Genomic DNA, 9,005 nt, shown 5'->3' with positions numbered 1-9,005 from the left:
GGCTTCGACAGGCTCAGCCCCTCGCCCGCTGAGCCCCTCGCCCGCTGAGCCCTTCGCCCCGCGCGAAGTCCCTGAGCCGGTCGACGGGACCCGAGGTCAGACGCCGACCGAGCCGGAGCCGAACGACTGCGAGTCGCGGTGGGCGAGGATCTGGTTGACCTCGACCTGGTCGACGAGCGTCTCGTGCACGAGCACGGCCTGCGGCACGTTCTTCATCCGCAACGGCGGCTCGACCCCGTTCGACAGCGTGAGCGTCCCCGCCCCCCAGAGGCGCTGCAGGACGCCGCGGCGCATCTGGATCGAATACCCGCGCACGTGGGAGATCTCCTGCCGGCGTGAGCCGAAGAACCCCGAGCGCTCGATGACGCGTCGGGTCGTGATCGTCCACGAGTGGGAGAGCCAGACGAGGTAGGGCAGCACGACGAGCAGCAGCACGGCCGCCGCGGCCGCGCTCACCAGCATCCAGTTCTCGAACGGAGCGGGCAGATTGTCGTAGAAGTAGGCCGTCGCCCCCGCCACGGCGATCAGCACGACGGCCGACCACGCGAGGCGCCGGGCGTGCGAACGGATGCGCGCGATACGCAGCTCGGGCGCCGCGGCACCCGGCGCCGGCATGCGCGGGCGCCCTCCGTAGCTGGTCGGCTGGGTCACCCCTTCATTGTGCGGGGTCCCCGCCGCACCTCACGGCGCACACGCGGAAGGCGATCTCAGCGCACGTGGACGACGTCGCCCGCCGAAACGGCCTCGACGATGGTCCCCGCCTCGACGACCAGCCGGCCCGTTCCGTCGAGGTGCGTCGCGCGGCCCGAGAGGGTCGTGCCGTCGGGCAGCGAGACGGTCACCTCGCGACCCACCGTCGCGCAGAGCTTCTCGATGTCGTTGTGCACGCGCTCCTCCCGCCCGCCCGAGAGGGCGGTCAGCAGTTCGGAGAGCCCGGTGACGTAGTCCGCGAGGAGACGGTCCTCGTCGCATTCCGCCCCGATCGCGGCGAACGAGGTCGCGGTCGTCACGGGAAGATCGGCGCGGCTCATCCGGGTGTTCACACCCGCCCCCACCACCACGGTGTCGAAGGTGCCGGGCACCGCCTCGGCCAGGATGCCGCAGATCTTGCCCCCGTCCACGAGCACGTCGTTCGGCCACTTCAGCTCGACCCTGCCGCTGCGTCCGGCGAGCTGGGCGCCCACCGCCCGGGTCATCGCCGCGCCCGCCGCGAGGGGGATCCAGCCGCGCAGCGTCAGCGGCACGGTCGAGGCGTCGACCACGACCGAGACGGCGATCGCCGTCCCCGCCGGGGCCGTCCAGCTGCGGTCGAGGCGGCCCCGCCCGGCCCGCTGGTCGCTCGTGATCAGCAGCGAGAGGTGCGGCCACCCCGCGGGATCGGCGGCGACCGCGGCGACGACGTCGGCGTTGGTGGAGTCGGTGGTCTCGACCACCTGGACGCGGGGGCTGACGGCGGCGGTGCGCGGGTATCCGGCTTCGGGGATCGGCATGCCCACACCCTAGGGAATCCGCGAGGTGACGGCATCCGCTTGCGCGTCCGGTTCGCAGCATCGGAGAGAAGGGAGCTGGACGGATGCCACAGTGCCCCGCGGATTCGCTTGTGTGCACCCTCCAACGTCGGTGACGAGGCTGTCGCTAGGGTGGAAGGCGTGACCGACCAGCCCGATCTCTTCACCACCGCCGGCAAGATCGCGGACCTGCGCAACAGGTTCCAGGAGGCGGTCGTCGACGCCGAAGCCGCCGCTCGCGACAAGCAGCACGCCAAGGGCAAGCTCACCGCGCGCGAGCGCATCGAGATGCTCGTGGACCCGGGCTCCTTCGTCGAGCTCGATGAGTACGTCCGCCACCGCACGACAGCCTTCGGCATGGACAAGTCCCGCCCCTACGGCGACTCCGTCGTCACCGGGACGGGCACGATCCACGGCCGCACCGTCGCCGTCTACGCGCAGGACTTCTCGACTTTCGGCGGGTCACTCGGCGAGGTCGCCGGCGACAAGATCATCAAGGTGATGGAGCTCGCTCTGCGAAGCGGCATCCCGATCATCGGCATCCTGGACTCCGGTGGAGCCCGCATCCAGGAGGGCGTGGTCGCCCTCGGCAAGTACGGCGAGATCTTCCGTCTGAACACGGCGGCCTCGGGCGTGATCCCGCAGATCTCGCTCATCATGGGCCCGGCCGCGGGTGGCGCGGTGTACTCCCCCGCCCTCACGGACTTCGTGATCATGGTCGACAAGACGAGCCAGATGTTCGTCACCGGCCCCGACGTGATCAAGACCGTCACCGGCGAGGACGTCGGGATGGAGGAGCTCGGCGGCGCGCTCACGCACAACAGCCGCTCGGGTGTCGCGCACTACCTCGCCGAGGACGAGGACGACGCGATCGACTACGCGCGCACCCTCATCGGCTACCTTCCCGACAACAACCTCGCCGAGATCCCGGTCTACGAGACGCCGTTCGAGTTCGAGACGACGGATGCCGATCGCTCGCTGAACACGATCATCCCCGACTCCCCCAACCAGCCGTACGACATCCACACCGTCATCGCGGGGATCGTCGACGGCGGCGACTTCCTCGAGGTGCAGCCGCTGTTCGCCCCGAACATCGTCATCGGCTTCGGCCGCATCGAGGGCCGTACGGTCGGCATCATCGCCAACCAGCCGTCGCAGATGGCCGGAACCCTCAACATCGACGCCGGCGAGAAGGCGTCACGCTTCGTGCGCTTCTGCGACGCGTTCTCGGTGCCGATCGTCACCCTCGTCGACGTCCCCGGCTACCTCCCCGGCACCGACCAGGAGTGGACCGGCGTCATCCGCCGCGGCGCGAAGCTGCTGTACGCCTACGCCGAAGCGACCGTGCCCTTGGTGACGGTGATCCTGCGCAAGGCCTACGGCGGCGCCTACATCGTCATGGGCTCCAAGCAGCTGGGCGCCGACATCAACCTCGCCTGGCCCACCGCCGAGATCGCCGTCATGGGCGGTCAGGGCGCGGTCAACATCCTGTACCGCGGCGAGATCAAGCGCGCCGAAGAGGCCGGCGAAGACGTCGCCGCCGTGCGCACGCGCCTCGCGAACGAGTACACGTACAACGTGGCATCCCCGTTCCTCGCCGCGGAGCGCGGCGAGCTCGACGGCATCATCGAACCGGCCCAGACGCGCGTGTCGATCGCCAAGGCGCTGCGGGCGCTGCGCAACAAGCGCGCGAGCCTCCCCGCCAAGAAGCACGGGAACATCCCCCTGTGAGCGACACGCGCGCCGAGACCGGAGCCGATCGGCCGTCCGTCGTGGCGGAGGTCGTGCGCGGCACTCCCACCGAGGAGGAACTGGCCGCCGCCGTCGTCGTCGTGAGCGAGGCGTACGCGCGGGAGGTGGCCGATGCGACGGCATCCGACGCTCCCCCACGCTCGCGGTGGGAGCTGTCGGCGCGCGGTCTGCGCACGCCGCTCGACCGCACGGCGGGATGGCAGAGCTTCACCGCGTGACGCGGGTGACGACTGTCCCCCGAAATACCTACAGACGAAGCCGCCAGCGTCGCGAATACTGGATGAGCTGGAACGCTTTTGCGTTCGGTCGGACCGCTCATCGAGCCGGCTCCGACCACCGCGGCCGGTTTTCGGGTAACCGTCCGCATGGGTGAGGGGTGAGCATTCGCCGCCCCTCACCCCCATCCCCCTGGTCGATGAGGGGCCGCCTTCGGTCCGCTCCGGCTCAGCGCGGACGATGGATCTCACGCCAGAGGTCGACCTCGTCGTCGTCTCCTCCCGCGCCTTCGCCCGTCGAGCGGCCCACGACCGTCACCGCCACCCCGTTGTGCGGGGAGGTGCGGATGATGAGACGCTCGGACACGGCACCCCGCAGGATCTCGGCCAGTTCCGCGCGGATCGTCTGGAGTTCGGCGTCGTCGAGCCCGTCGAGGCCGCCCTCATCGAAGAGGGTGACCGCCGACCCCCGGCGTCGCGCCGCGTCGATCTCGGCGCGCACGCCCTGGTCGAGGAGGCGAGGACTGCGCAGTTCGTCTCGCAGGCTGTTCTCGGCCAGGCGCGCGGCCGTCCGCTCCGACGGACGCAGGTTCCCGCCGGTCTCGATGACCCGGGCGAGGACGGGACCTGCGACGGCGAGCGCGCGCTGCACGTGGATGCGGCGCTCGCGCTGCCGACCGCTCTGGGCCGCCTGCCACGCCGAGGCCGCCTGCTGCAGCTCGGAGAGCTGGGCCGCGTCCTGGGCCGTCCGCCGCAGGGCGATCGACATGAGCTGAGCGACGGACACCCACACCAGCGATCCGACGAGCCCGAGGCTCAGTGCCGAGACCGGACCGAGCCACACCGAGGCCGAGACCGCGAGCGCCGCCATCCCGATCCAGGCGATGATCGGCCGGTGACGGACCATGACGATGACCATCAGCGCCCCGATCCCGCCGATCACCCACGTGACGAACGGCTGGGTCCGTCCGTCCGGCGTGACCGCGAGGAAGGCGGCGTTCGGCACCACCGTCGACGCGATCAGAGCAAGCGCCGCGGCCCACCCCGGAAGGGAGGACCGTTCGCCGGGCGTCGCGACCGGGGTCGCCTGCGGACGCGAACCCGGCAGCAGGATCCACAACCACGTGACCGGGAGATAGAGCATGAGCGCCGCGATGATCAGCCAGCCGCGCTCCACCGTCTCCGGGCTCGTCCAGAGCAGTCCGCGGGCGGCGAGGTACGCCGTGAAAGCCAGGGCGATCACCGAGAGCGCGGCGCGGACGGTCACCAGCGGTCCCCGCTCTCCCACTCGAGCGTCACCGTCGTGCCGGTGGGGCCCGACTCGATGTCGGCGCGCCCGCCGACCGCGGTCACGCGCGCGATGATCGACCCACGGATGCCGAGACGATCGGCCGGGATCGCGGCGAGGTCGAAGCCCTGTCCGGCGTCCCGCACCCGCACCGCGACGCTGCCCGGATCGGCATAGCCCGACACCTCGACCGACAGCCCCCGCGCCTCGGCGTGCTGCACCGCGTTGGCGACCGCCTGCATGGCGGCGAGCGAGAGCGCCCTCGCGATCCGGCCCGGAACCCGCGGGGTCCCCTCCTGGATGCGGCGGCGGACCTCGAGATCGACCCCGAGCTCACGCGCCGCGGATTCGATGTCGTCGGCGAGACCGACGGCATCCACCGGCGCATCGCTGCCTTCCAGCGCGTCTTTCTCGGCGTTCGCCAGTCGGGTCAACGCCTCGCGCGCCATGCTCACGGCGAGCGTGCGTTCGCGGGGGGTCGAGGTCCGTTCCGCGGCGAGGAGCGCGCCCAGGACGCTGTCGTGCATGAGCGCGGCGACCGCGACACGCTCGTTCTCCGTCGCCGCGGTCGCGGCGGCCTCCGCGTAGCTGGCCACGGCTTGTGCGCGGGTCTCGTCGACGTGGCCGGCGATCGAGCGATACATCCACGTCAGGGTGACGAGGACACTGCCGAGGATCAGCGCGAACGAGACGTCGAGCGCGACCGGAACGAAGAACTCGCTCCGGCCCCCGGCCTGGATCAGCCGCACCACCCCGAAGAGCACGGGCGCGGCGACGGTCCACACGATCTGCAGCGACATCGGGAACGCCACGACGGCGGCGACCGTCGCGACGTTGATGAGGTAGAAGATCCAGGGGTTCTCGAGGGGCGACGGCGGCGGTCCCCCGGCGGTCGCGACCGGCCACAGGGCGAGGGCGATCAGGAAGACGACCGCGAAGATCCCCGCGAACACGCGCGCGAACCGTCCGGCCGCGCACGCCACGATCATCGCCGCCAACGGCAGGAACACGCCGACGGCCAGAGGGAGGTGCCAGCCGTCGCGCTCGTCCGCGCGTCCGAGCGCGGCGATGAGCGCCTGCGCACCCAGAGCGAGCGACGCGGGGCCGACGAAGATGGTGAGGACGCGCTCGATGCGCTTCTGAGTGAACGAACCGGGATCGTCACGCGATTCGCGCGAGTGCGGGATCCGCCCCCAGGCCTCCTCGAGGACCGTCCGCTGGGCCTCCGAACGGAGGTCGTCAGGCATCGGTCCCGGCTTCGGGGGCGTCGTGCAGGATGCCGTCCTCCATCGCCCGCCGCAGCAGATCGACCTTGGTCGGGGCGGGTCGGCCGACCTCGACGTACTTCACGCGAACACGTGTGATGTTCTCCTTCGCCGTGGAGTACGCCACGCCCAGACGGTCGGCGACAGCCTTGAGGGGCAGGCCCGCCGCGTAGAGGCGCAGGACCTCGCGCTCGCGAGCGGACAGCTGCGCGTCGGCGAACGCGCGATCGCCCTCGACGGCGCTGGCCCACTCCACGTTGTCGAGCAGCTCGCCGCGCGCGACCGTCCCGATCGCGCCGAGCACCTCGTGCGTCGGCGAGGACTTGCTCACGATGCCGGCGGCCCCGGCGGCGAGCGCCTCGCGGACGGCGGCCGGACGGTCGGCGACGCTGTGGATGATCACGCTCGAGCCGTCGCGCACCACGCGGTCCACGTTCTCGGACACCGTGGTGCCGTCGCCGAGGGTGAGGTCGAGAACCACCACGTCGGCCGGAGACTCCACCCCGGCGCGTCGCCAGTCGAGGTACGCCGCGACGTTCGCCCCCGAGAACACCACCTCGGTCGCGGCGGTCTGGGCGAGCGCGGCCTCGAGACCGAGACGAACCGACTCGTGATCATCGATGAGGGCGACGCGCGTCATCCCCTCATCGTATCGGCGCACCGGTAGCTCACCACGGGTCTGGACATCCCCCCGCTCGGAGGGTCATCGTTGGAGGACGACGACCGCTTCGACGTGGTGGGTGTGCGGGAACAGGTCGACGCCGTGGATGCCGTTCCGGGCGAGGTAGCCGTGCTCGGCGAAGATCGCCAGGTCGCGCGAGAGCGCGACGGGATCGCACGCGACGTAGGCCACCCTCGCCGGGGCGAGGGCCGCGATGCCCTCCACGACCTCGCGACCGGCTCCCGCGCGCGGCGGGTCGAGCAGGACGACACCGCGGGCGAGACGCTCGCGCTCACGCTCGGACGCGTCGGCGCCGAGCCTGGCGACGAAGCGGTCCGCGCGCGCCGTCTCGGCCCGGGCTCCGACCCATTCGGCCAGGTTCTCTCCGGCGTGCTCGGTGGCGCGCGGGTCGGACTCGACGCTGACGACGCGCGTCGACGCGCCCCCGAGCTCGGCGAGCGTCGCCGCGAACAGACCGACACCCCCGTAGAGGTCGAGGTGCAGACCGTCGGGATCGACTCCGCCGGCCGCGGTCAGTTCGTCGGAGACCAGGGAGGTGAGGGTCCGCGCCGCCAGACGATGGACCTGCCAGAACCCTCCCGCGTCGACGCGGAAAGTCCGCTCCCCCACGCGTTCCTCGACGACCTCGGGGGTCGGGCGTCCCCGCGACCCGTCCGGTCGCGGCAGAACGCGCACGCGCCCGTCCGACGGCTGCACGAGGTCGAGACGCCCGGGTCCGGTGCTCCGCGCGGCGGCCGCGGCGCGCGCGACCTCGGCCGTGGCCAGCGGCGCGTCGGGGGTTTCGATGACGCGGTGCGAGCGTGCGGCGAAAGCACCGACGCGGCCGGCCTCGTCGACGTGGAGGCTGAGGCGCGTGCGCCAACCGGTGCCGTCGGCGGTCTCGGGGTCGTCGGGCGATCCGGCCGCGCGCACGTCGACCGCGAGGTCGAGACGCCCGACGCGCTCGAGCGCCTCCCGGATCACGCGCTCCTTGAGGCGGCGCTGGTGATCGAGCGCGATGTGGCCGAACTCCGCGCCGCCGGGGCGGTCCTCGGGAGCGACGTCGATGTCCGCCGCGGCCCACACGTGCCGCTGACGTTCCGGTGCCGCGTCGAGCACCTCGACGGCGTCGGCGCGCCAGAACGACTTCTTCCGCGTCTCGGTCAGGCGCGCCCGCACCCGCTCCCCGGGGAGCGTGTCGGGGACGAAGACCACGCGGCCCTCGTGCCGCCCCACGAACACACCGCCGTGGGCGATGCCGGTGATGTCGAGATCGATGAGGTCGCCGTCGTGCATTGTCCGAGCCTGTCACACGCGGCGGGGAGATCGCCGGGTCCCGGGGGGGGCTTCGACAAGCTCAGCCACCCCGCCGAGGCAGCCACCCCGGTATGGCGGCAGCCCGCGCGCCACGGTGGGTAGCGTGGACGCATGCGCGTGTGCTTGGCATCCACTTCTCCCGCCCGTCTGATGCTGCTCCGACAGGCGGGGATCGAGCCCGAAGCACGGGCGCCCCGGGTCGACGAGGAGGCCGTGATCGCCGAGGTCGAGGCGGCGGAGGGGCGACGACTCCCCGCGGCCGAACACGTCCTGCTCCTCGCGCGGCGCAAGGCCGCCGAGGTCGCGCTGCGCCTCCGGGAGGAGGATCCCGCCTTCGACGGCGTGGTCATCGGCGGTGACTCGATGTTCGAGCTCGGCGACGAGATCCTGGGCAAGCCCTACACGCCCGAGGCCGCCACGGCGCGCTGGCACGGGATGCGGGGGCGCACCGGCGTGCTGCACTCGGGGCACAGCGTGTTCCGCCTCTCCCCCGGCGCGCCGCCGACGGAGGCGCACGCTGTCGCGGAGGCGAGCGTGACCTTCGCCGCCGACGTGGACGACCGCGAGATCGCCGCGTACGTCGCCAGCGGCGAGCCGCTCCTCGTGGCGGGGGCGTTCACCGTCGACAGCCTGGGCGGAGCCTTCATCGAGCGGGTCGAGGGCGACCCGTCGACGGTCGTGGGGATGTCCCTCTCGACGGTACGTCGGCTGGTGCGCGAACTCGGAGTCTCGTGGACGGATCTCTGGAACCGTTCGTAGGGTCCCGCACACGTTTTTCGGCGTTTCTTGTCGAGGAGTGTCAAAAGGCCCGCGTGCCCCCTCGCTAGGCTGGGAGGATGCCGAAGATCGCCAAGGTCCTTCTCTTCTACACTTCTGACGCTGCCGACGATCTTCCGCGTGTAGCTCTCTGTGTACCATGTTTCTCTCTACAAAACTCATTAGACATACATACCCATGCCACCAGATCCATATAGCCTATCCTGACTCCACTCTCCACGC

At 71.5% G+C, this 9,005-nt stretch carries 9 protein-coding genes; 3 read left to right on the top strand and 6 right to left on the bottom strand.

Annotated elements, in window-relative coordinates:
• Positions 1-96 precede the first annotated feature (96 nt).
• Together NS220_RS18390 and NS220_RS18385 are read right to left on the bottom strand one after the other, a co-directional pair.
• On the bottom strand, positions 97-651 hold the full coding sequence (locus NS220_RS18390) for a PH domain-containing protein (protein ID WP_058625418.1): 555 nt from the start codon (positions 649-651) through the stop codon (positions 97-99).
• Between the two features lie 56 nt (positions 652-707).
• Positions 708-1,490 (bottom strand): biotin--[acetyl-CoA-carboxylase] ligase, encoded by a 783-nt coding sequence (locus NS220_RS18385; protein WP_058625417.1) that lies wholly within the window; start codon positions 1,488-1,490, stop codon positions 708-710.
• 159 nt (positions 1,491-1,649) lie between these two features.
• Here NS220_RS18385 and NS220_RS18380 point away from each other — a divergent pair, with 159 nt between their 5' ends.
• Together NS220_RS18380 and NS220_RS18375 are read left to right on the top strand one after the other, a co-directional pair.
• Complete coding sequence (locus NS220_RS18380) at positions 1,650-3,239, top strand: acyl-CoA carboxylase subunit beta (protein WP_058625421.1); 1,590 nt, start codon at positions 1,650-1,652, stop codon at positions 3,237-3,239.
• Positions 3,236-3,478 carry an acyl-CoA carboxylase epsilon subunit gene (locus tag NS220_RS18375; protein WP_058625416.1) on the top strand — a complete coding sequence of 81 codons (243 nt, stop codon included), beginning with the start codon at positions 3,236-3,238 and terminating at the stop codon, positions 3,476-3,478. The genes NS220_RS18380 and NS220_RS18375 overlap by 4 nt, the downstream gene beginning before the upstream one ends.
• A gap of 226 nt (positions 3,479-3,704) precedes the next feature.
• On the opposite strand, the gene NS220_RS18370 is transcribed toward NS220_RS18375, so the two are convergent.
• The 4 genes from NS220_RS18370 to NS220_RS18355 all read right to left on the bottom strand — a co-directional run bounded on the left by NS220_RS18370 (position 3,705) and on the right by NS220_RS18355 (position 7,985).
• The gene (locus NS220_RS18370) at positions 3,705-4,742 is read right to left on the bottom strand and encodes a hypothetical protein (protein WP_081323271.1); all 1,038 of its coding nucleotides are present in this window, start codon (positions 4,740-4,742) and stop codon (positions 3,705-3,707) included.
• On the bottom strand, positions 4,739-6,010 hold the full coding sequence (locus NS220_RS18365) for a sensor histidine kinase (protein WP_193755420.1): 1,272 nt from the start codon (positions 6,008-6,010) through the stop codon (positions 4,739-4,741). The genes NS220_RS18370 and NS220_RS18365 overlap by 4 nt, the downstream gene beginning before the upstream one ends.
• Positions 6,003-6,668: a response regulator transcription factor gene (locus tag NS220_RS18360; protein ID WP_058625415.1), complete on the bottom strand. Its 666-nt coding sequence runs from the start codon at positions 6,666-6,668 to the stop codon at positions 6,003-6,005. Before NS220_RS18360 ends, NS220_RS18365 begins: the two co-directional genes overlap by 8 nt.
• Positions 6,669-6,731: 63 nt before the next feature.
• Positions 6,732-7,985 carry a class I SAM-dependent RNA methyltransferase gene (locus NS220_RS18355; RefSeq protein WP_058625414.1) on the bottom strand — a complete coding sequence of 418 codons (1,254 nt, stop codon included), beginning with the start codon at positions 7,983-7,985 and terminating at the stop codon, positions 6,732-6,734.
• Between the two features lie 132 nt (positions 7,986-8,117).
• Here NS220_RS18355 and NS220_RS18350 point away from each other — a divergent pair, with 132 nt between their 5' ends.
• Entirely contained in the window at positions 8,118-8,765 is a 648-nt protein-coding gene (locus tag NS220_RS18350) for a Maf family protein (protein WP_058625413.1), read from the top strand.
• Positions 8,766-9,005 lie beyond the last annotated feature (240 nt).

The sequence above is a fragment of the Microbacterium testaceum genome (genome assembly GCF_001476655.1).
Lineage (GTDB): Bacteria > Actinomycetota > Actinomycetes > Actinomycetales > Microbacteriaceae > Microbacterium > Microbacterium testaceum_C.
Note: the sequence above shows the minus strand (reverse complement) of the source record. Positions and strands in the feature narration are given on the sequence as shown.